General features: G+C 72.0%; 18 protein-coding genes and 2 pseudogenes. 9 read left to right on the forward strand and 11 right to left on the reverse strand.

The genetic code is table 11. The features are described from left to right. Positions 1-10: 10 nt before the first annotated feature. The 7 genes from ACIF8S_RS31540 to ACIF8S_RS31570 all read right to left on the reverse strand — a co-directional run bounded on the left by ACIF8S_RS31540 (position 11) and on the right by ACIF8S_RS31570 (position 7450). Positions 11-1588 (reverse strand): glycoside hydrolase family 13 protein, encoded by a 1578-nt coding sequence (locus ACIF8S_RS31540; RefSeq protein ID WP_400003749.1) that lies wholly within the window; start codon positions 1586-1588, stop codon positions 11-13. Positions 1589-1627: 39 nt separating this feature from the next. Further along, positions 1628-2494 carry a carbohydrate ABC transporter permease gene (locus tag ACIF8S_RS31545; RefSeq protein ID WP_400003751.1) on the reverse strand — a complete coding sequence of 289 codons (867 nt, stop codon included), beginning with the start codon at positions 2492-2494 and terminating at the stop codon, positions 1628-1630. Next, on the reverse strand, positions 2491-3441 hold the full coding sequence (locus ACIF8S_RS31550; protein ID WP_400003753.1) for a carbohydrate ABC transporter permease: 951 nt from the start codon (positions 3439-3441) through the stop codon (positions 2491-2493). The genes ACIF8S_RS31545 and ACIF8S_RS31550 overlap by 4 nt, the downstream gene beginning before the upstream one ends. A 3-nt stretch (positions 3442-3444) precedes the next feature. Beyond that, complete coding sequence (locus tag ACIF8S_RS31555) at positions 3445-4788, reverse strand: ABC transporter substrate-binding protein (protein ID WP_400003755.1); 1344 nt, start codon at positions 4786-4788, stop codon at positions 3445-3447. Positions 4789-4924: 136 nt separating this feature from the next. Further along, positions 4925-5923: a LacI family DNA-binding transcriptional regulator gene (locus ACIF8S_RS31560; protein ID WP_199785306.1), complete on the reverse strand. Its 999-nt coding sequence runs from the start codon at positions 5921-5923 to the stop codon at positions 4925-4927. Positions 5924-5964: 41 nt separating this feature from the next. Continuing rightward, a complete protein-coding gene (locus ACIF8S_RS31565) occupies positions 5965-6741 on the reverse strand; it encodes a GntR family transcriptional regulator (protein ID WP_400003756.1) in 777 nt (258 codons plus the stop codon). A 49-nt stretch (positions 6742-6790) separates the two neighbouring features. After that, positions 6791-7450, reverse strand: coding sequence for a hypothetical protein (locus ACIF8S_RS31570; RefSeq protein WP_400003758.1), 660 nt, complete (start codon positions 7448-7450; stop codon positions 6791-6793). A gap of 223 nt (positions 7451-7673) precedes the next feature. Here ACIF8S_RS31570 and ACIF8S_RS31575 point away from each other — a divergent pair, with 223 nt between their 5' ends. The 3 genes from ACIF8S_RS31575 (at position 7674) to ACIF8S_RS31585 (ending at position 9284) form a co-directional block, all read left to right on the forward strand. After that, positions 7674-8324 (forward strand): helix-turn-helix domain-containing protein, encoded by a 651-nt coding sequence (locus ACIF8S_RS31575; protein WP_400003759.1) that lies wholly within the window; start codon positions 7674-7676, stop codon positions 8322-8324. Between the two features lie 31 nt (positions 8325-8355). After that, entirely contained in the window at positions 8356-8895 is a 540-nt protein-coding gene (locus ACIF8S_RS31580; RefSeq protein ID WP_400003761.1) for a toxin-antitoxin system, toxin component, read from the forward strand. 149 nt (positions 8896-9044) lie between these two features. Further along, entirely contained in the window at positions 9045-9284 is a 240-nt protein-coding gene (locus ACIF8S_RS31585; RefSeq protein WP_349792086.1) for a hypothetical protein, read from the forward strand. A gap of 259 nt (positions 9285-9543) precedes the next feature. Here the strand turns inward: ACIF8S_RS31585 and ACIF8S_RS31590 are convergent, their stop codons facing one another. Together ACIF8S_RS31590 and ACIF8S_RS31595 are read right to left on the reverse strand one after the other, a co-directional pair. Next, entirely contained in the window at positions 9544-10203 is a 660-nt protein-coding gene (locus ACIF8S_RS31590) for a 4'-phosphopantetheinyl transferase (RefSeq protein WP_400003762.1), read from the reverse strand. Then, entirely contained in the window at positions 10200-11060 is an 861-nt protein-coding gene (locus ACIF8S_RS31595; RefSeq protein ID WP_400003764.1) for a metallophosphoesterase family protein, read from the reverse strand. The genes ACIF8S_RS31590 and ACIF8S_RS31595 overlap by 4 nt, the downstream gene beginning before the upstream one ends. Before the next feature lie 234 nt (positions 11061-11294). Here ACIF8S_RS31595 and ACIF8S_RS31600 point away from each other — a divergent pair, with 234 nt between their 5' ends. After that, positions 11295-12428 carry an ATP-grasp domain-containing protein gene (locus tag ACIF8S_RS31600; RefSeq protein ID WP_400003765.1) on the forward strand — a complete coding sequence of 378 codons (1134 nt, stop codon included), beginning with the start codon at positions 11295-11297 and terminating at the stop codon, positions 12426-12428. A 209-nt stretch (positions 12429-12637) separates the two neighbouring features. Here ACIF8S_RS31600 and ACIF8S_RS31605 read toward each other — a convergent pair whose 3' ends face one another. Next, entirely contained in the window at positions 12638-13975 is a 1338-nt protein-coding gene (locus tag ACIF8S_RS31605) for a 6-phospho-beta-glucosidase (RefSeq protein WP_400003767.1), read from the reverse strand. A 585-nt stretch (positions 13976-14560) separates the two neighbouring features. On the opposite strand from ACIF8S_RS31605, the pseudogene ACIF8S_RS31610 reads away from it, so the two are divergent. Further along, positions 14561-15554: pseudogene (locus tag ACIF8S_RS31610) on the forward strand (glycoside hydrolase family 16 protein); the annotation flags it as partial. 68 nt (positions 15555-15622) lie between these two features. On the opposite strand, the gene ACIF8S_RS31615 reads toward ACIF8S_RS31610, so the two are convergent. Then, entirely contained in the window at positions 15623-16546 is a 924-nt protein-coding gene (locus ACIF8S_RS31615) for a helix-turn-helix domain-containing protein (RefSeq protein ID WP_400003768.1), read from the reverse strand. Between the two features lie 263 nt (positions 16547-16809). Between ACIF8S_RS31615 and ACIF8S_RS31620 the strand changes: the two genes are divergently transcribed. The 4 genes and pseudogenes from ACIF8S_RS31620 to ACIF8S_RS31635 all read left to right on the forward strand — a co-directional run. Next, positions 16810-17127, forward strand: coding sequence for a hypothetical protein (locus ACIF8S_RS31620; RefSeq protein WP_400003769.1), 318 nt, complete (start codon positions 16810-16812; stop codon positions 17125-17127). Further along, positions 17124-18740, forward strand: coding sequence for a glucose-6-phosphate dehydrogenase (zwf, locus tag ACIF8S_RS31625; RefSeq protein ID WP_400003771.1), 1617 nt, complete (start codon positions 17124-17126; stop codon positions 18738-18740). Before ACIF8S_RS31620 ends, zwf begins: the two co-directional genes overlap by 4 nt. Continuing rightward, on the forward strand, positions 18737-19672 hold the full coding sequence (gene opcA, locus ACIF8S_RS31630; protein WP_400003773.1) for a glucose-6-phosphate dehydrogenase assembly protein OpcA: 936 nt from the start codon (positions 18737-18739) through the stop codon (positions 19670-19672). The genes zwf and opcA overlap by 4 nt, the downstream gene beginning before the upstream one ends. Then, a pseudogene (locus ACIF8S_RS31635) lies at positions 19665-20239 on the forward strand (glucose-6-phosphate isomerase); the annotation flags it as partial. The gene opcA and the pseudogene ACIF8S_RS31635, both read left to right, overlap by 8 nt.

Below are 20239 nucleotides of genomic sequence, written 5' to 3' on the forward strand. Positions count from 1 at the left end.
GGGGCGCGGTTCAGGCGCGCAGCCAGACCGCGGTGTCGCGGGGCAGCCTCCCGGCGGTGTCGAGCGGGCCGCTGGCCAGGAGCAGCGCGGTGTGGGCGGGGAGGCCGACGGACCGGGCGGAGAGGTTGACGACGCACAAGGCGCCGGAGCGGGCGAAGGCGAGCACGCCGTCCGGTGCGGGGAGCCAGGTCAGGGGCTCGTCGCCGAACCCGGGCCGCAGGCGGATCGCCTCGCGGTAGAGGCTGAGCACGGAGCCGGGGTCGTGGGCCTGCCGGTCGGCCGCGTACGCGGGCCAGCCGGCGGGCTGCGGCAGCCAGGGCTCGCCGCCGAACCCGGCGTGCGGGGCGTCGGCGGTCCAGGGCAGTGGCACCCTGCATCCGTCGCGTCCGGGGTCGGTGCCGCCGGAGCGGGCGTGCATGGGGTCCTCGATGCGGTCGAGCGGGATGTCGGCCTCGGGCAGCCCCAGTTCCTCGCCCTGGTAGACGTAGACCGCGCCGGGCAGGGCGAGGGACAGCAGGGCGGCCGCCCGGGCGCGGCGGGTGCCCAGAGTCAGGTCGGTGGGGGTGCCGAAGGCCTTGGTGGCGAAGTCGAAACCGGTGTCGGCGCGGCCGTAGCGGGTGACGGTGCGGGTGACGTCGTGGTTGCACAGCACCCAGGTGGCGGGGGCGCCGATCGGGGCGTGCTCGGCCAGCGTCTCGTCGATGGAGGCGCGCAGCCGGGGGGCGTCCCAGGGGCAGGTCATGAAGGAGAAGTTGAACGCGGTGTGCAGTTCGTCGGGGCGCAGATAGCGGGCGAAGCGTTCGGTGTCGGGGAGCCAGACCTCGCCGACGAAGACGGCTCCGTACTCGTCGGCGACGGCCCGCCAGGCGCGGTAGACGTCGTGGAGCTCGTCGCGGTCGACGTAGGGGTGCGGGTCGCGGCCCTCGGTGAAGTCGGGCAGCTCGGGGTCCTTGGCGAGCAGCGCGGCGGAGTCGATGCGGACGCCGGCGACGCCCCGCTCGAACCAGAAGCGCAGGATGTCCTCGTGCTCCTGGCGGACGGCGGGGTGCGCCCAGTTGAGGTCGGGCTGCTCGGGGGCGAACAGGTGCAGGTACCAGTCACCGTCGGGCAGCCTGGTCCAGGCGGGGCCGCCGAACTCGGACTGCCAGTCGTTGGGCGGGAGTTCGCCGTGGGCGCCACGGCCGGGGCGGAAGTGGAACAGTTCCCGTTCGGGGCCGCCCGCGAGGGCCGCACGGAACCAGGGGTGCTGGTCGGAGACGTGGTTGGGGACGATGTCGACGATGGTGCGGATGCCCAGTTCCCGTGCCTCGGCGATGAGTTTCTCCGCCTCGGCCAGGGTGCCGAAGGCGGGGTCGATCGCGCGGTAGTCGGCGACGTCGTAGCCGCCGTCCTTCATCGGGGACCGGTACCAGGGGTTGAACCACAGGGCGTCGATGCCCAGTTCGGCGAGGTACGGCAGCCGGGCGCGGACGCCGGCCAGGTCGCCGGTGCCGTCGCCGTCACCGTCGGCGAAGCTGCGGACGTACACCTGGTAGATGACGGCGGAGCGCCACCAGGCGTCGGCGGTGGCAGGGGTGGGCTGTCCCACGTGGGTGCCTTTCTCTCTTCTGTGGACGGGGGTGCGGCGTCAGCCCTTGGTGCTGCCCGCGCTGATCCCGGCGATGATGTGCCGCTGGAAGACGAGGAACAGCGCGACCATGGGGATGCTGGCGATCACCATCGCGGCGATCAGCACGGTCAGCTGGATGTTCTGCGACAGCTGCACCAGGGCCACGCTGATGGGCTGCTTGTCGGTGTCGGAGAACACCATCAGCGGCCACAGGAAGTCCTGCCAGACGGCGACCAGCGCGAAGATCGACACCACGCCGAGCACCGGTCGGGACATGGGCAGCACGATCGACCACAGGGTGCGCAGCTTGCCCGCGCCGTCGATCTCGGCGGCCTCCAGGACGTCCCTGGGCAGTTGGTCGAAGAACCGCTTGAGCAGGTACAGGTTGAAGGCGTTGGCGACGGCCGGCAGCCAGATGGCGAGCGGGTCGTTGAGCAGGCCGAGGTCCGCGACGGTCAGGTACTTCGGTACGACCAGGGCCTGGGCGGGGACCATCAGCGTGGCTAGGATGCCGCCGAGGATCAGGGTGCCGAAGGCGGGGCGGAGCTTGGACAGGGCGTAGGCGGCGGCCGTGCAGAACACCAACTGGAAGATCCAGGCGCCGGCTGCCTGCACCACCGTGTTCCACAGGTGCGTGGGCAGCTGCATCAGCTCCCAGGCGTCCGCGTACCCGGTGGTGCTCCAGCTCTCGGGGACGAGGGTGGGAGGGGTGCGGGCCACCTCGTCCGGTGACTTCATCGCGCCGGTCGCCATCCAGTACACGGGGAACAGGAACGCCAGGGCGAACAACAGGACGACTCCGGTGAAGACGGTCCAGTAGACGGCCCTGCCGCGCGGTCGGGCCAGGACCGCCGGGGAGACCAGGGTGCGGGTGCCGCTGCTCATGCGGCCTCCTCTCCGGAGCGGGTGAGGCGGAGGTAGACGGCGGAGAACGCGCCGAGCAGGGCGAGCAGCATCACGCTGAGCGCGCAGGCGCCGCCGAAGTCGTTGTAGAGGAAGGCGTACTTGTAGATGAGGTAGAGCACGGTGACGGTGGCGTTCTCCGGGCCGCCTCCGGTGATCACGAACGGTTCGGTGAACACCTGCATGGTGGCGATGATCTGCAGCAGCATCAGCATGAGGATCACGAACCGGGTCTGCGGGACCGTGACGTGCCGGACGCGTTGGAGCAGGTTCGCGCCGTCGAGCTCGGCGGCCTCGTACAGCTCGCCGGGGATGGACTGGAGCGCGGCGAGGTAGATGAGCACGGTGCCGCCCATGTTGGCCCAGGTGGCGACGATCACCAGGGACACCAGGGCCGTGTCGGCGCCGTTGGACCAGTTCGAGGTGGGCAGGTGCAGGAAGCGCAGCGCCTCGTTGGCGAGGCCGGCGCCCGGGTCGTAGAACCACTTCCACAGCAGGGCGCTCACCACGGGCGGGATCATGACCGGCAGGTAGACGACGACCCGGAAGAACGCCTTGGCGTGCCGGAGTTCGTTGAGCACGAGGGCGAGCACGAAGGGGATCGCGAAGCCGATCAGCAGGGCCAGAAGGGTGAAGGTGAGCGTGTTGCGCCAGGCGGCGGCGAACTCGGGGTCCTGCCAGACGCGGGTGAAGTTGGCGGTGCCGACCCATTCGGGGTCGGAGCCGGGCGTGTACTTCTGGAAGGCGATCACGACGGCGCGGATCGCGGGGTACCAGGAGAACAGCGCGAAGCAGATCAGTCCGCCGAGGAGGAAGCCGTACGCGCGCAGGTGGTCGGTGAGGCGGCGCCGCCTCCGGACCCCCGCCGGGGACGGCGCCTTCACCGGCCGGACCCGCACGGCGGGCGGCCGTTCGACCGTCTTCGTCACCGGTCAGCTCCGTGCCAGGATGCCGTCGATCTTGCCGGTGGCGTCCTCGAGCAGCTGGTCGATGTCCGCGTCCTCCTTGGTGAGGACGGCGGAGACCACGCCGTCGAGGACGGAGTAGAGCTGCTGGGCGTGCGGCGGCTCGATCTTCATCTCGAGCTTCTGGTTGCCGTCCAGGAAGGCCTGGTAGTTCTCCACCGGGACGTTGGCGTTGGCCTTCTTGGCCTGCTGGTCCCTGGCGTCGGCCGCGCCGCTGAACAGACGGGGTTCGGGCAGGCCGACGGGGGCGTCGTTCTGCTTGGCGCGGGCGTAGTCGCCGAGGAAGCCGTCACCGGGGGTGAGGAACATGTGGTCGAGCCACTTGAGGCCGGCCCTGATCTGCTCCGGGGTGGCCTTCTTGCTGAACATGTAGCCGTCGCCGCCGACGAGGGTGGCCTTGCCGCCGGGCATGGGGGCGATGGCGATGTCCTCGTACGCGGCGCCCTTCTCCTTGACGAGGATCGGGATGTTGTCGGGGGCGGCGAGGTACATGCCGAGCTTGCCGGAACCCATCATCTGCTGGGCGTCGTTGATGACGAGCAGCTGCTTGCTGCCCATCGACTCGTCCGTCCACCGCATGTCGTGGAGGGTTCGCAGGACGGCGCGTCCCTCGGGGGTGTCGACGGTTGCCTTCTTGCCGTCGGCGCTCACCACGTCGCCGCCCTGGGAGTAGAGCTCGGCGGTGAAGTGCCAGCCGCCCTGGTTCTGGGCGCTGTAGTCGGCGTAGCCGACGGTGCCGTCGCCGAGCGCGGCGATCCTCTTCGCGGCGGTGCGGACCTCGTCCCAGGTGGCGGGCGGGTCATCGGGGTCGAGGCCGGCCTTCTCGAACAGGGCCCGGTTGTAGATCAGGCCCATCGAGTAGCCGGTGCGCGGAATGCCGTAGATCTTGCCGTCGACGGTGTAGATGTCGCGCAGCTGCTGCTGGATGGTGTCGTAGCTCTTCAACTCCTTCACGTACGGGGTGAGATCGGCGGCCTGGTTGATGTCGACGACGTGCCGGGCGTCGGTGAAGTACGTGTAGAAGACGTCCTCCATCTGCCCGCCGGCGAGCTTGGCGTCGAAGGTCTTGGGGTCCTGGCAGGGGAACGCGTCGTGCGGGACGACGTCGATGTCCGGGTTCTTCTTCTCGAAGGCGGCGACGTCCTCCTCGAAGAACTGGCGGTCGACCTTGGCGCTCTTGGGCGGCATGCAGTTGACGGTGATGCGCGTCTTGCCGTCGGCGGCCTCGTCGCCGCCGGAGCCGCAGGCCGTCAGCGTGAGCGCGCCGACGCTCAGCGCGACGAGGGTACGGCGGATCCCGGTGCTTCTCATCGGTGGACCCCTTAAGGGACAGGAGCGAGTGAACCCCTCGGAACAGGAGCGGTGGGCGGGGCACACTCAAGCACCGACGACATCGGTCCGCAAGATGTCGCGCAGACTTTGAAATTATTCGACAGCTGAGGGCGTCTCAGGTGCGGGGCGCCTGCGCTGTCGAGCCGCGCACCACCAACTCCGGTTCGAACAGGAGCTCTTCAGGGGCCACCGTGCTGCCGCTGATCTGCGCGTTCAGCAGTTCCACCACCGCCCTGCCCATCGCCTCGATGGGCTGCCGGACCGTGGTGAGCGGGGGTTCGGTGCAGTTCATCAGCGCGGAGTCGTCGTAGCCGACGACGGAGATCTGCCCGGGCACGTCGAGCCCCTTGCGCCGCGCGGCGCGCACCACTCCGAGGGCGAGAGGGTCGCTGGCGCAGATGAAGCCGGTGACGCCCCGGTCGATGAGCCGGGTGGCGGCGGCGTGGCCGCCCTCGATGGAGAACATGGCGCGGGCCACGTGCTCCTCGGGCACCTCGCCGGCCACCGCCCGCGCGGCCGCCAGTTTGCGCGCCGAGGGCACGTGGTCGCCGGGGCCGAGCACCAGACCGATGCGCTCGTGCCCCAGCGAGGCGAGGTGGCGCCAGGCCTGCTCCACCGCCACGGCGTCGTCGCAGGACACGGCGGGGAAGCCGAGGTGCTCGATGGCCGCGTTGACGAGGACGACGGGGATGTTGCGCTCGGCGAGCTGCCGGTAGTGGTCGTGCGGCGCGTCGGCTTGGGCGTAGAGACCGCCGGCGAACACCACGCCGGACACCTGCTGTTGCAGCAGCAGGGTGACGTAGTCCGCCTCGGAGACCCCGCCCCGGGTCTGGGTGCACAGCACCGGCGTGAGACCGAGCTGGGCCAGCGCGCCGCCGATGACCTCGGCGAAGGCGGGGAAGATCGGGTTCTGCAGCTCGGGCAGGACCAGGCCGACCAGCCGGGCGCGCTCGCCGCGCAGCTGGGTCGGGCGCTCGTAGCCGAGCACGTCGAGGGCGGAGAGCACCGCCTGCCGGGTGGCCTCGGAGACTCCCGGCTTGCCGTTGAGCACCCGGCTGACCGTGGCCTCGCTGACCCCGACCTTCTTCGCCACCACAGCAAGTCGTCGCGTCATGGCCGCAAGCGTAGCGCAAGATACGCAAGCTCTTTGCATATTCACGCAAAATCCGCAGTCAGGCGCTGCCCAACTCCCCTCACATGACCGAGATGACGTGTCATCACCGCGCGTACGGCCTCGGTGTCACGGGCGAGCAGTGCGTCGAGGAGTTCGAGGTGCTCCTCCGCCGACGCCCGCAGCCTCCCCTGTTCCGCCAGCGCGGTCAGTCCGTAGAGCCGGGAGCGGTGGCGCAGGTCGCGGGCCACCTCGACGAGGTGCCCGTTGCCGGCGAGCGCCAGCAGACCGAGGTGGAAGCGCCGGTCGGCGTCGACGTACGCGATGAGGTCGCCGGCCGCGGCGGCGGCGACGATCTCCTCGGCGAGCGGCCGGAGTCCGGCGAGCGCGACCGGGTCGGCCGTGCCGGCCAGCGCGGCCGTCGTGGCGATCTCGACGAGGGCGCGCACGTGCGTGTACTCGTCCAGCTGTCGTTCGGAGACGGCAGTGACCCGGTACCCCTTGTTGGGCACCACGTCGACCAGCCCCTCCTTGGCGAGGTCGAGCAGCGCCTCGCGCACCGGGGTGGCGGAGACGCCGAAGCGGGCGGCGAGCCCCGGCGCCGAGTACACCTCGCCGGGGCGCAGTTCACCGGCGATCAGCGCGGCCCGCGGGGCGTCCGCGACCCGTTCGCGGTAACTGGGCCCGCGTCCGCCGAGCGCGGGCAGGGCGGGACCGCCGGCGGTGACGTCCAGACCGGCGCGAGCCGCGTACAGGGCGCAGGCGGCGCCCGTCATCCCGGCGCCCACCACCACGACATCGCAGGTCAGCGACTCGCTCACGCCATTGCGCGGGAACAGGGCGGAAACGGGCGGCCGTTGGACGGACGGGTCAGTCGGCGGCGGGGACCACGCGCAGATGGCCGGCGGCCCGGCGGGCCCTGCGGTCCCGGCCGGTGGCACGGGGCGCCTCTCGCAGGACGAACGTCAGCCGGCGGCACTCCATCTCCTCGAGGACGGAGGCGGTCTCCACGACGAGGCGGCAGTCCGTGGCACCCCACCGCGGGTCCGGGTGCAGCAACGGCCGTACGGCGCCGTCGTGCCGGGCGGCCCGCTCACCCACGGCGCGCAGCCAGTGCGGCACGCCCTGACGGTAGGCGGCGTCCATGATCGGGTCCTGGGCGATGTCGCGCCGTACGGCGTGCAGCACGGGGTCGTGGGGGTGGCGCTCGGCCGTCGCCGCGTGGTCTGCCAGCATGGGCAGGCACCAGCTCGCCTCGTGGTCGCCCAGGACGGTCGCGGCGTCCGGGTGGAAGAGGACGAACCGCTGGAAGTTGACGCCGGGGTGGGCCGTCGGATGCGGCTCCACGCCCTGGAAAAGTGTCCGGAAAGCGCCGTTGGTGAGCAGCACGTCCCAGCGGTGGTCCACCACCAGCGAGGGGAAGGGAACGGCGTCCAGCAGGACGGCGTAGTCCTGCAGATAGGCCTGGGCCTCGGACGTTCCGGGGCCGGGCCGCGGTGCCGGCCGCTGCCCTCCTGCCTGATATGCCATCGGGAGGTCACCCCTCTTGCCTGTGCGGCCCTGACGCGGCGCCCCGATCCTGCTGCGCCGGGATATGACGTGTCAACTATCGTGGCATTCCGCGACGGTTGACGGCCGGAATTGGCCACAGTTGTGGCGACACCTGGATGGGAGTTCGAAACACCGGCTAGTCTCCGTGAAGTTCACGGCAATCGCTTGTGAGAAGCCTGTGAGAGACGTAGGAGATCTTTCGGTGACGGGTGGCTTCGAGGGACCGGGCACCGCGCCGACGAACGCGCTGTCGGCCGTCGTCGCCCGCGTCACCGCACTCGCCGACCGGCTCGGCGTGGCGCACACCGAGGTCTTCGACGTGGACCGGCTGTCCGTGGCGTCCGGTGTGCCGGAGCCCGTGGTCAAGGCGCTGCTGAGCGGCCGGCCCGCGGGTGAGCCCGATGTGCAGGCACGGTTCCTGCAGCGGCTGGACCTGCTGCGCCGTACCCGGCTGAAGCCGAACGGACGCAAGTACACGCAACAGGAGATCGCCGACGGGGCGGGCATGTCCCGGCAACAGGCCGGCGCGCTGATCAACGGCGACCGGCGGCCCACCATGGAGCACTGCGACGCCCTCCAGCGGTTCTTCCGGGTGCACGCCGGTTTTCTCACCGCCGAGGACCCGGAGGCGCTGGCGAACGCCCTCCAGCACACCGAGCAGGAGCTGCTGCAGAAGCTGGCCGAGCGGGAGTCCGCCGCGACGGCCGACGATCCGCTGGAGCGGCTGCTGCAGGACCACGGGGTGCGGGGCATCGCCTGGCGGGCCGCGCAGCTGCCCACCGACCAGCACCGCGACAAGGTCGCGGAATGGCTGGACATGCTCCTGGAGAGCGTCCAGCGGCCCAAGTCGTGACCCGGGGAGAACTGTGGGCATCGGTAGGAAAATGCGCCGTCTGTGCGGCGAGTTGGTCACGGAGCTGACGCTTCCCGTCCCGGCGCGGCCCGCCGATCTGTACGCCGCCCTGTGCGAGGCGATGAGCCGGCGGCGCGGGCGGCCCGTGCTGTTCCGCACGGCCGTCTTCCCGCCGGGGACCGCGAGCGGGCTCTGGCTCGACATGGCGGACCAGGACCTCGTGGTGGTCGAGGAACGCACGGCGCCCGACCACCAGTTGGTGATCCTCGGCCATGAGCTGTGGCACATGAAGGCGGGCCACTGCGGCCACCATGTCGCCGGCGCCGAGGTCGCCACCCGTTTATTCGGTGAGGCCATGGACGACGAGGCCCTGCGGGCGACCGTGCTGCGGGTCGCCGCCCGCACCCGGTTCGACCAGGCGGACGAGAAGGATGCCGAGGCGTTCGGTCTGCTGCTCGCCAGCAAGTGCCGTACGTGGCTGGACGGTTCCTCGCTGCGGGGGCCGGTGCAGCGGGATCACCTCGCGGGGCGGATCGGGGCTTCGCTCGGGTACCTCGGGCCGCAGAACTGAGTCCCTCCGGGCGGGTCGCGGGTTGTGCGGCGGGGTAACGAGGGTGCGGCTCGGGGTGATTGTCAGTGGTGGGCGGCAAGCTGGTGGAGCGCCCCTGTTCGTGCCGGGGGCGTGGGGACCGACGACCACGACACGGGGAGAGCCGAGCGATGCCCACCGCCGTACTGACCGACCGCGAGCGCACCGCCGTCCAGGCCTATCTCAGACTGCTGCACACGGTGCGGGCCGCCTTCGACGAGGGCCGGTCCGCGCCGCCGGGGCCGGCTGTGCTGCCGGTCGTGCCGCCTTCCGTCCTCGCGGAGGCGGAGGTGGCGCTGGAGCGGGCGGGGTTGGCGGGGAACGAGGAGTCGTTCTTCCGTCTGGTGCGGGAGTGGTGTCCCGAGGGGTAGGCGCCGCCGGGGCGGCACGCTTTTCATCGGGCGGTGCGCCGGGGGTGGGCCTGGGCCTGGGGGGCGGCCTGGCGGCTGCGGGGTGGTGGGGGCTGGGCGCGCAGTTCCCCGCGCCCCTTGGGGGCGCCTCGCCACTCCGCGTGTGGGAGGTGGCCGGTGTGGGGCGGCCCGAACGGGGGGGTGTCCGCGGGTGCGGGGGCGTGGGGGGCTGGGCGCGCAGTTCCCCGCGCCCCTTTGGGGGCGGCAGTGAGGCCGGCGTTCATGTGGGGGGGACGGGGACTGCTGTGGCCAGGAGGGTGGGGTGGGTGGTCCAGTGGCCGGTGAAGTGGGTCAGGCGGCGGCCTGAGACCACGGGGCCGGGGACCAGAAGCGCCGCGTGGAAGGTGCCGTCGAGGTGGATCGTGATGTCCGCCTGCGAGAAGTCCAGCCACTTCCCCGTGAGCGGGAACCACGCCTTGTAGACGGACTCCTTGGCGCTGAACAGCAGCCTGTCCCAGTGCACGTCCGGTCGCTGGGCGGTCAGGCGTGCGATCCGCTGCGCCTCCTGGGGCAGGGACACCGTCGCCAGCACGCCCTCGGGCAGCGGGCCGTGGGCCTCCGCGTCGATACCGACGGACGCCAGGTCGCCGGCGCGGACCAGCGCGGCCGCGCAATAGCCCTCGCAGTGGGTCATGCTGCCGACCAGCCCGTCGGGCCAGACGGGTGCGCCCCGCTCACCGGAGACCACGGCCCGCTCCGGCACGCCGAGCTTCTCCATCGCGCGCCGGGCGCAGGACCGCACGGCGGTGAACTCGCGGCGGCGCTTGAGGACCGCCCGGCTGATCATCGCCTCCTCCTCGGGGAACAGCGGGGCGTCGATGCCCTCGTCACCGTAGGCCTCGACGACGGCCGCCGTCGGCGGGAGCAGTTCCCCGATCACCGGGCCCGCTCCTCGGCGGGCAGGATCCGGCGCAGCCGCCCCGGCGGCTCCTGCCGTTTGCGCCACTCGCGCGGGTATCCCACCGAGACCTCCTCGAAGCGGACGCCGTCCTGCGAGGTCGTCCGGGGGATGTGCAGATGGCCGTAGACGGCCGTGTGCACGGGGTACGTACGGTGCCAGTCGTCCGTCAGCACGGTGCCGCACCACATGGCGAACTCCGGGTACCACAGCACCTCGGTCGGATGGCGGTGCAGCGGCCAGTGGGTGACGGGGATCAGGGGCAGACCGTCCGGGAGTTCCGCGAGCCGCCGTTCGGTCTCGGTGACCCGGGCCCGGCACCACTCCTCGCGGCTCGGGTACGGGTCGGGGTGCAGCAGGTGCTCGTCGGTGCAGACCACCCCGGTGCCGTGCGCGTACTCCAGCCCTTCCTCCTTGGTGGTGCACCCGGGCGGCAGGAACGTGTAGTCGTACAGCAGGAAGAGGGGGGCGACGGCCACCGGTCCGCCGGGCCCCTCCCACACCGGGTACGGGTCCTCGGGCGTGACGACGCCGAGTTCACGGCACTGCTCGACCAGATGGTCGTAGCGGGCGACTCCGCGCAGGGTGACCGCGTCACTCGGGTGGGTCCACAGCTCGTGGTTGCCGGGCGTCCAGATCACGCGGGCGAACCGCCCGGCGAGGGTCTTGAGCGCCCAGCGGACGTCCTCGACCGTCTCCGCGACGTCACCGGCCACCAGCAGCCAGTCCTCGTCGGACTCGGGCCGCATGCCCTCGACCAGGTCGCGGTTCTCGGCATAGCCGATGTGCAGATCGCTGATGGCCCACACCTGTGCGCCGCCACCACCCGTCGCCATCACCGTCGCCCTTTCAGCAGCCGCCGGACCTCGACCACGAGATCACATCCGCCCCGCCGGAACAACCGCGCACCGGCCGCCGTACGTGGTATCAGGACGCACCATCCAGGTCGTATGATCTGCCCGACACCACCGCCATGGACACGTCCCTCACGAACGGCGGTTCGGTGACCCTCCCTACGTCATGCCCGGGCACGGGCCGCTTCGCCCTGCCCGCACCCCCGAAAGGCGGCCCGCATGGTCTCTCGCGTACGCGTCTGGCTCAACCGCACGTACGCGGAGAACGTGTTCTTCATGGATCAGCTGCGGCGAAATCCCGACGACCGGGCCGTCGAGATCCATGCCACCCACGGCGACCCCGACTCCCCCGTGCTCGCCGCGGCCGACACCGCCGAGCTGGAGCCGGAGGGTCTGTCCCCCGCGGCGTACGTCGAGTACGCGCTCACCCAGTGCGAGCGGCGCGGTATCGACGTGTTCGTGCCCCGGCTGCACCAGGCGGCCGTCGTCGCGCACCGGGCCGAGTTCGAGGCGGCCGGCACGGCGCTGCTGGCGCCACCGCCCCAGGCGGTCGCCGTGTTCGAGGACAAGGTGGTCGCCTACCAGGCGGTCCAGGCGATCGGTGTGCCGGTGCCACCGTGGTGGCGGGTCCGCGACGCGGACGAACTCGTCGTGGCCGTGGAGGAGTTGGAGCGTCTCGGGTACCGGGCCTGCTTCAAGCCCGCGGCCGGCGCGGGCGGGGTCGGTTTCCGGGTGATCACCCGCGAGCCCTTCTCGCTCGCCCAGCTGAACGGCTTCCCCAGCCCCCACGTGCCGCTCGACCTGGTGCTGGATGCCCTGGGGCGGGCCGAGGAGCCGGTCGACTGGCTGGTGATGCCGCGCCTGGAACAGCCCGAGGTGTCGGTGGACTGCCTGACCGGCCCGGACAACCGTGTCCGGCTGGCCGTCGGCCGTACCAAGACCGGGCGGCGCCGGGGCTTCACGCTGCACGAGCGGTGGCTGGAGCCGGCCCGGCGGATCGCGGAGGGCTTCGGGCTGCACCACCTGTCCAACATCCAGTTCCGGATGCTGGGTGACCGTCCGGTGCTGATGGACGTCAACACCCGTCCGGCGGGCGGGCTGCACCAGCTGTCGCTGTGCGGGGTGAACGCGCCCTGGGCCGCGGTGCGGCTGGCGCTCGGCGACGACCCGGGGGAGATCACCCCGCCGTTCCTGGGCCACGACTACACGGTCGTGTCGGGTCCGCGTCCGCTGCTGTCCGTGACGGTGCCCCGGCAGCGGACCGGGTCGCCCGCGGCCCCGGGCACGCTGGACGCCCTGCCGGCCCCCGCGGCACCGGCCGAGCCGAGGACGGCGTCCGGCGCGCTGCCGTAGACGGACGGCGAGGGCCGGCGCGGGCGCTCCGGAAGTTCCTCGAAGAAAATTTCCGCCAGGGTGTATCAGGCCCCGGTCTTCGTGCTCTTGATGAGGAACGGCGACTGGGGAAGCCGCCGGGGGGAGCACGGGGGACCGGGGGGGAGCTCGGGTCGGTCGGCCGCTGTCACGGGGGGCGACCGGCCGGCCCGAGGCCCGTCTCCCCCGCGTCAGCCGAGGTAGGCGAGGCCGGGATGGACGGCGGTGTAGCCGTCGACGAGCCGGCGGGCCACGCTGACGGAATCCACCAGCGGATGCAGGGCGAACGCCTTGACGGCCGTGGCGCGGGACCCCGACCGGGCGGCCTCGAGCACCTCCCGTTCCACGGCCTTGACGGCGCACACCAGTCCGGTGGCGTGGTCGGGCAGCGGATCGACGGAGACGGGGTGGGCGCCGCTCGCGTCCACCAGGCAGGGCACCTCGATCACGGCCTCCGCGTCCAGCGGCGACAGCGTGCTTCCGTTGCGGACGTTGAGGATCAGGGTGGTGCGCTCGTCCCGGGCGATCGCCCGCATCAGCGCGAGCGCCACCTTTTCGTAGCCGCCGGACAGGTCGTCCGCCTCCCGTTCGCCCGCGCCCGCCGCCTCCCGGTTCTCGCTCATGTAGGTGGCCTCGCGCTCGGCGCGGGTACGGTCCCACAGGTCCAGGGCGGAGACGTCCGGATCGCCGGCGCCGGCGTAGAAGCTGCCCTGCTGGTCGCGCAGGAAGGCGCCACGGGTCCGCTCCGCCTGCTGGTACGCCCGCACGGCCTCGCGGTTGAAGTAGTAGTAGTGCAGGTACTCGTTGGGGACGGCGCCCAGGGAACGCAGCCAGTCGGCGCCGAAGAGCCGGCCCTCCTCGAACGAGCCGAGCAGGGCGGAGTCGCCGAGCAGGCGGGGCAGTTGGTCCCGGCCCGCCACCCGCAGACCGCGCACCCAGCCGAGATGGTTGAGGCCGACGTAGTCGATCCACGCCTCCTGCGGACGCGCGCCGAGCACCCGGGCGATGCGGCGGCCGAGGCCGACGGGTGAGTCGCAGATGCCGATGACGCGGTCGCCGAGATGCCGGGACATGGCCTCGGTGACCAGGCCCGCCGGATTGGTGAAGTTGATGACCCAGGCGTCGGGGGCGAGGCGGGCCACCCGACGGGCGATGTCGACGGCGACGGGGACCGTGCGCAGACCGTAGGCGATGCCGCCCGCGCCGACCGTCTCCTGTCCCAGCACCCCCTCGGCGAGGGCGACCCGCTCGTCGTGCGCCCTGCCCTCCGGACCGCCGACGCGGATCGCGGAGAAGACGAAGTCCGCGCCGCGCAGGGCCTCGTCGAGGTCGATGGTCGTGGTCACCTCGGGGGCGTCGGGAACGGCGGCCGCCTGCTCGGCCAGCACGCGGGCGATCGCGCGCAGCCGGCCGGCGTCCACGTCGTGCAGGACGACCCGGGTCACCCTGCCCTCGGCGTGGTCGGTGAGCAGCGCGCCGTACACGAGCGGCACGCGGAAGCCACCGCCACCGAGAATCGTCAGCCTCACATCCGCACCTTTCCGCAGCTCCGACCCCCTCCCGACCCTACTCGCGCCCCACCCACCCCTCACACCACGACAAGCGCAGCACACGGCGCCCAACGGGGCACGGCTCAGCACACAGCACCCCAAAGGGGCGCGGGGAACCGCGCACCCAGCCCCCAGCCCCCACCACCCGCACCCGCACCCGCACCCGCACCCGCACCCGCAACGCGACAAACACACCCCACGCCCCGCAAGAAGCGCAACACACAGCACCCCAAAGGGGCGCGGGGAACCGCGCACCCGGCCCCCACCACCCCGCACCCACGAGAACCCGCACGCCCCCATCCCTCCCCACACCTCCCCGAGGGGCCGCCCGGGAGTTCGGCTCCCGAGCACCCCCCGGGTGCGGCTCCACCCGCCCCGCTTCCCCCTATTCGCACGCTTTCGAGAGCTGAACTCCCGGACGGGACATGCCCTTTCGGGTCTACACCTCTTGACGCCGACGACACCCCGGAGCACATTGGCGTGACCGTGAGAGCGCTCTCACAAGCGGTTCGGGGCGCTCGGAGCACGGACCCCCACAGCACCCCGCACCGAGAGGTTCCCCCCATGACCGTCACCTCCGGCACCGCCCGGTCCTCCCACAAACGCCGGCGCCTGCGCCGCACGCTGGTCGCCGTAGCCGGCGTGCTGGCGCTCGGGGCGGGCGCCGCCACCCTCACCGGTCCCTCCGCCAGCGCCTCCGTACCGCCCCCGCCGTCGGGCTGGACCCAGGTTTTCGCCGACGACTTCGAGGGCGCCGAGGGCAGCGGCGTCAACACCGACAACTGGCGGTACGCGACCGGCACCGGCTACCCGGGCGGCCCCGCCAACTGGGGCACCGGCGAGATCGAGACGATGACGTCCAGCCCGGACAACGTCTCGCTCGACGGCAGCGGCAACCTCCGCATCACGCCGCGCCGCGACGGCGCGGGCGCCTGGACGTCGGGGCGCGTCGAGACCAACCGCGACGACTTCCAGCCCCCGGCCGGCGGCACACTGCGGGTCGAGGCCCGCATCCAGGTGCCGAACGTCACCGGTGACGCCGCCAAGGGCTACTGGCCCGCGTTCTGGATGCTCGGCGCCCCCTACCGGGGCGACTACTGGAACTGGCCCGCCGTCGGCGAGCTGGACATCATGGAGAACACCCAGGGCATGAACACGGTGTTCGCCACGATGCACTGCGGAACCTCCCCGGGCGGCCCGTGCAACGAGACCGGCGGCATCGGCGGCGAGACCACCTGTCAGGGCACGACCTGCCAGGCCGGCTTCCACACCTACCGGATGGAGTGGGACCGCTCCCCGGACGTGGAGGAGATCCGTTTCTCCCTCGACGACGACACCTTCCACACCGTCCGGGAGGACCAGGTCGACGCGACGACCTGGGCGAACGCCACGGACCACGGCTTCTTCGTCATCCTCAACGTGGCCATGGGCGGCGGCTTCCCCGACGCGTTCGGCGGCGGCCCCGACGCGGGCACCGAGCCCGGCCACTCGATGCTCGTGGACTACGTGCAGGTGCTGACCTCCTCCTGACCCGACGGCCCCACCCCCCACACCCGGCCCTCCTGGCCGGCGACGAGGGCCCCACGCCACCCCGCGTGGGGCCCTCGTCGGTACCCGCCCCGTCGCTCAGCGGTGTTCCGCGCGGAACGCGGCCGGGGCGGTCCCGGTGTGCTGCTGGAAGAACTTGGAGAAGTTCGCCGGGTCCGGGAACCCGACGGCGGCCCCCACCCGCCCTATGGGCAGATCGGTGTGCGCGAGGAGCCGCTTGGCCTCCAGCACCACCCGTTTGTCGATGAACGCCTTGGGCGTCTCCCCCGTGGCGGCACCCACCGCCCGTGCCAGGGTGCGCCGGGAGTAGCCGAGGGCGTCGGCGTACGCGCTGACGCTGTGGTTGGTGGCGAAGTCCCGCTCCACCGCCTCCCGGAACAGGATGAAGGTGCTGTCGTCGGCCGGCCGGGCCGATTCGCCCGCACCGGCGGTGAGATGGGCCAGCCGCAGCAGGAACGCGGTGAGGGAGTGGCGGAGCACGGCCGTGTGCAGACTCAACGGCAGGGTGGCCGTGTCCTCGTACTCACGGCGCAGTTGGTCCGACGCGGCCTTGAGGGCGGCGAACTGCGCGGGGCCGGGGCGCGTCAGCGGCGGGCGGTCGTAGCGGTAGAGACCGGTGGCCTCGACGGTGGCACGGGGCAGGAAGCCGGGCTGCATGGTCAGGACGGTTCCGCGGTACTCGCTCCCCCGGGAGAAGCGGTGGACCTGCCCCGGGCGGATCCACAGCACATCGCCCGCCGTGGCCTCGTACTCGGTGAAGTCGATCATGTGACGGAGCGGTCCGCCGTCGAGCAGCATCACGATGTGGAACTCGATGCGGTGCACCCGGTCCGGCGGCGCGTCGGCACGCCAGGTGCGGTCGGGGCCCATCGGGGCGATCCGCATGCCGACACCGCACACGCTCCGCTCGACCGGGAAGGGGAAGCTTCTGATTCCGCCGCCGTCGCCGACGCCCGCCTTCCGGGCGCCGCCGTCACTCCCCTGGGCGAATCTGCCCGCCATGTCTCCCATGTCCGTCACACGTCCGTCGGGCACCCCTCGTGGGCGTGCCCGGTGTCCCACTTTCACCACAGGCTGGCACACCGGAACCTTCTTGTGAATAAGTCAGACTTTTACTTTTGAACACGCTGCAGAGTTCTTTACGTCCGGGACGAGGACCACGTGGAGACGAGCACACGCACGGCCGGCCGGCCCGGCCGGACCCGGCGGGGAATCACCGGCCGCCGTACGCGGTTGACGCGACCGCGAGAAAGAAGATGATCACCGTGACCTGTGCGGCACGCGAAGAGGTGTTCGATCCGGGCGGCGGGTCCGTGGCCGGCGCACCGCGGCCCCCGTGGACGCCCACCGGGGTGAAGGACCCCGCGGACGAGGACACCCTGTATGGGAAGGACCACGTCGGGCCCGGCGGTCGCGCCCGGGCGCGGCTCGCCCCGTCCCCCACGGGGCGGCCCGGCGGGGCGTACGACGAGGTGGTGCGGCAACTGGAGAACGAGGGCATCGCGAGGTTCGTGGACGCCGGGCCCCGGCCGCTCGACGCGGTGACGGCGGCGTCCGACAGCAAGGGAGTTGACGCGGAATGACCGACGAGACCACCGAACCGGCGGTGGACGCCCCGCAGGCGGAGCACGGCGAGCGGGCGGACACCGCGGCCGCCCTCACCGCGCCCCCGCCCGGCTGGGCGAACCCGCTGCGCGACCCCCGGGACCGCCGGCTGCCCCGGATCGCGGGCCCCTCCGGTCTGGTCATCTTCGGGGTGACCGGCGACCTGTCCCGCAGGAAGCTGATGCCGGCCGTGTACGACCTCGCCAACCGGGGGCTGCTGCCGCCGGGCTTCTCCCTGGTGGGCTTCGCCCGCCGCGACTGGGAGGACCAGGACTTCGCCGAGGTGGTGCACGACGCGGTCAAGGAGCACGCGCGCACCCCGTTCCGTGAGGAGGTCTGGCAGCAGCTGTCCGAGGGCATGCGCTTCGTCCCCGGCGACTTCGACGACGACCACGCCTTCGACCAGCTGCGGAAGGCGGTCGACGAACTGGACACCTCCCGGGGCACCAGCGGCAACTACGCCTTCTACCTCTCCGTGCCGCCGAAGTTCTTCCCCAAGGTGGTCCAGCAGCTCAAGAAGCACGGACTCGCCGACGCCCCCGAGGGTTCCTGGCGGCGCGCGGTCATCGAGAAGCCGTTCGGGCACGACCTGAGGTCCGCCCAGGACCTGAACGCCATCGTCCATGAGGTGTTCGACCCCGAGCAGGTCTTCCGCATCGACCACTACCTGGGCAAGGAGACCGTCCAGAACATCCTGGCGCTGCGCTTCGCCAACACCATGTTCGAGCCGATCTGGAACCGGTCCTTCGTGGACCACGTGCAGATCACCATGGCCGAGGACATCGGCATCGGCGGCCGGGCCGGCTACTACGACGGCATCGGCGCCGCCCGCGACGTCATCCAGAACCACCTGCTCCAGCTGCTGGCCCTCACCGCGATGGAGGAACCCGCCTCCTTCGACGCGGCGTCGCTGCTGACCGAGAAGCTGAAGGTGTTCCGGGCCGTGCGCCTCCCCGACGACCTGGGCCGGCACACCGTACGCGGGCAGTACGCGGCGGCCTGGCAGGGTGGCGCCAAGGTGCGCGGCTACCTGGAGGAGGAGGGCATCGACCAGTCCTCCAAGACCGACACGTACGCGGCGATCAAGCTCGGGGTGGACAACCGCCGCTGGGCGGGTGTGCCCTTCTACCTGCGCACCGGCAAGCGCCTCGGCCGCCGGGTCACCGAGATCGCCGTGGTCTTCCAGCGGGCGCCGCACTCCCCCTTCGACACCTCGGCGACCGAGGAGCTCGGCCAGAACGCCGTCGTGATCCGGGTGCAGCCGGACGAGGGCATGACCGTGCGGTTCGGCTCCAAGGTGCCGGGCACCTCGATGGAGCTGCGGGACGTGACCATGGACTTCGCCTACGGCGAGTCGTTCACCGAGTCCAGCCCCGAGGCCTACGAACGGCTCATCCTGGACGTCCTCCTGGGGGACGCCAACCTGTTCCCCCGTCACCAGGAAGTGGAAGAGTCCTGGAAGATCCTCGATCCGATCGAGGAGTACTGGGCGTCGCACGGTCGGCCGGCGCAGTACACCTCGGGCAGCTGGGGACCCGCGGAAGCCGACGAGATGCTCGCACGAGACGGACGGAGCTGGCGCAGGCCATGAAGATCGACCTGACCGACACCACGGCAAGCAAGATCAACAAGGCGTTGGTGCAGGGCCGCCGCGCCATCGGCACACCGGCCGTGGGCATGGTCCTGACGATGGTGATCGTCACGGACGAGGAGAACGCCTACGACTCGTTCAAGGCGGCCGAGGAGGCCTCGCACGAGCACCCCTCGCGCACCCTGGTGGTGATCAAGCGGCACGCCCGCAACCCGCGCGAGCGCACCCGGTCGCGGCTGGACGCCGAGGTCCGTGTGGGCTCGGAGGCCGGCACCGGGGAGACCGTGGTGCTGCGCACCTACGGCGAGGTGTCCGAGCACGCCGACTCGGTGGTGCTGCCGCTGCTGCTGCCCGACGCCCCGGTGGTGGTGTGGTGGCCGGCGGACGCGCCCGACAACCCCTCCCAGGACCCGCTGGGCGCGCTCGGCCAGCGCCGGATCACCGACCTGTACGCGGTGGAGAACCCGATGGAGGCGCTGCGCGCCCGGCAGCGCGCCTACGCGCCCGGCGACACCGACCTCGCCTGGACCCGGCTGACCCTGTGGCGCTCCATGCTGGCCGCGGCCCTCGACCAGGCCCGGACCACCGTCACGTCGGCGACCGTCGAGGCCGAGGCCGACAACCCGGCCGCCGAGCTGCTGGCGCGCTGGCTGGAGGCCCGGCTGCGGGTCTCCGTCGACCGGGTGGTGACCGCCGGCCCGGTGGTCACGGCGGTCCGGCTGGGCACCGAGGGCGGCGAGATCGTCATCGACCGCCCCGAGGGCCCCCTGGCCACGCTCACCCTGCCCGGACAGCCCCCGCGCCGGCTGGCGCTGAAGGTCCGTTCCACCTCCGAACTCATCGCCGAGGAGCTCAGGCGCCTCGACGCGGACGAGATGTACGCCGTCGCCCTGCGCGGCGAGGCCACCGAGGAGACCCCCGCCCATGTCTGACGTCCCCGAACCGACCCGTCGCCCCGAGTGGGCCGCCCTGGAGCAGCACCGCGCGGATGCGCTCCCGGGCCTGCGCGAACTGTTCGCCGACGACCCGTCCCGCGCGGAGCGGTACGTCGTGCGCGTGGGCGACCTGCGCATCGACTACTCCAAGCATCTGGTGACCGACGAGACGCTGCGGCTGCTGCGTGAACTGGCCGCGGCCACCGATGTGTCCGGGCTGCGGGACGCGATGTTCCGCGGGGAGCGGATCAACACCACCGAGGACCGGGCGGTGCTGCACACCGCGCTGCGGGCGCCGCGGGACGCGGTGATCGAGGTGGACGGGGAGAACGTCGTCCCGGCCGTGCACGCGGTCCTCGACCGGATGGCCGGCTTCGCGGACCGGGTCCGCTCCGGTGAGTGGACCGGTCACACGGGCCGGCGTATCCGCAACGTCGTCAACATCGGCATCGGCGGCTCGGACCTCGGTCCGGCGATGGCGTACGAGGCGCTGCGCGCCTTCACCGCTCGGGAGTTGACGTTCCGGTTCGTCTCCAACGTGGACGGCGCGGACCTGCACGAGGC

This window comes from Streptomyces sp. NPDC085937, assembly GCF_044540535.1.
GTDB lineage: Bacteria > Actinomycetota > Actinomycetes > Streptomycetales > Streptomycetaceae > Streptomyces.

What these genes read in the sequence shown, in the direction of transcription:
- ACIF8S_RS31545 (WP_400003751.1), bottom strand. Translation starts at nt 2,494, where the DNA reads ATGAGCAGCGGCACCCGCACCCTGGTCTCCCCGGCGGTCCTGGCCCGA.
- ACIF8S_RS31555 (WP_400003755.1), bottom strand. Translation starts at nt 4,788, where the DNA reads ATGAGAAGCACCGGGATCCGCCGTACCCTCGTCGCGCTGAGCGTCGGC.
- ACIF8S_RS31560 (WP_199785306.1), bottom strand. Translation starts at nt 5,923, where the DNA reads ATGACGCGACGACTTGCTGTGGTGGCGAAGAAGGTCGGGGTCAGCGAG.
- ACIF8S_RS31570 (WP_400003758.1), bottom strand. Translation starts at nt 7,450, where the DNA reads ATGGCATATCAGGCAGGAGGGCAGCGGCCGGCACCGCGGCCCGGCCCC.
- ACIF8S_RS31580 (WP_400003761.1), top strand. Translation starts at nt 8,356, where the DNA reads ATGCGCCGTCTGTGCGGCGAGTTGGTCACGGAGCTGACGCTTCCCGTC.
- ACIF8S_RS31585 (WP_349792086.1), top strand. Translation starts at nt 9,045, where the DNA reads ATGCCCACCGCCGTACTGACCGACCGCGAGCGCACCGCCGTCCAGGCC.
- ACIF8S_RS31600 (WP_400003765.1), top strand. Translation starts at nt 11,295, where the DNA reads ATGGTCTCTCGCGTACGCGTCTGGCTCAACCGCACGTACGCGGAGAAC.
- ACIF8S_RS31615 (WP_400003768.1), bottom strand. Translation starts at nt 16,546, where the DNA reads ATGGCGGGCAGATTCGCCCAGGGGAGTGACGGCGGCGCCCGGAAGGCG.
- zwf (WP_400003771.1), top strand. Translation starts at nt 17,124, where the DNA reads ATGACCGACGAGACCACCGAACCGGCGGTGGACGCCCCGCAGGCGGAG.
- opcA (WP_400003773.1), top strand. Translation starts at nt 18,737, where the DNA reads ATGAAGATCGACCTGACCGACACCACGGCAAGCAAGATCAACAAGGCG.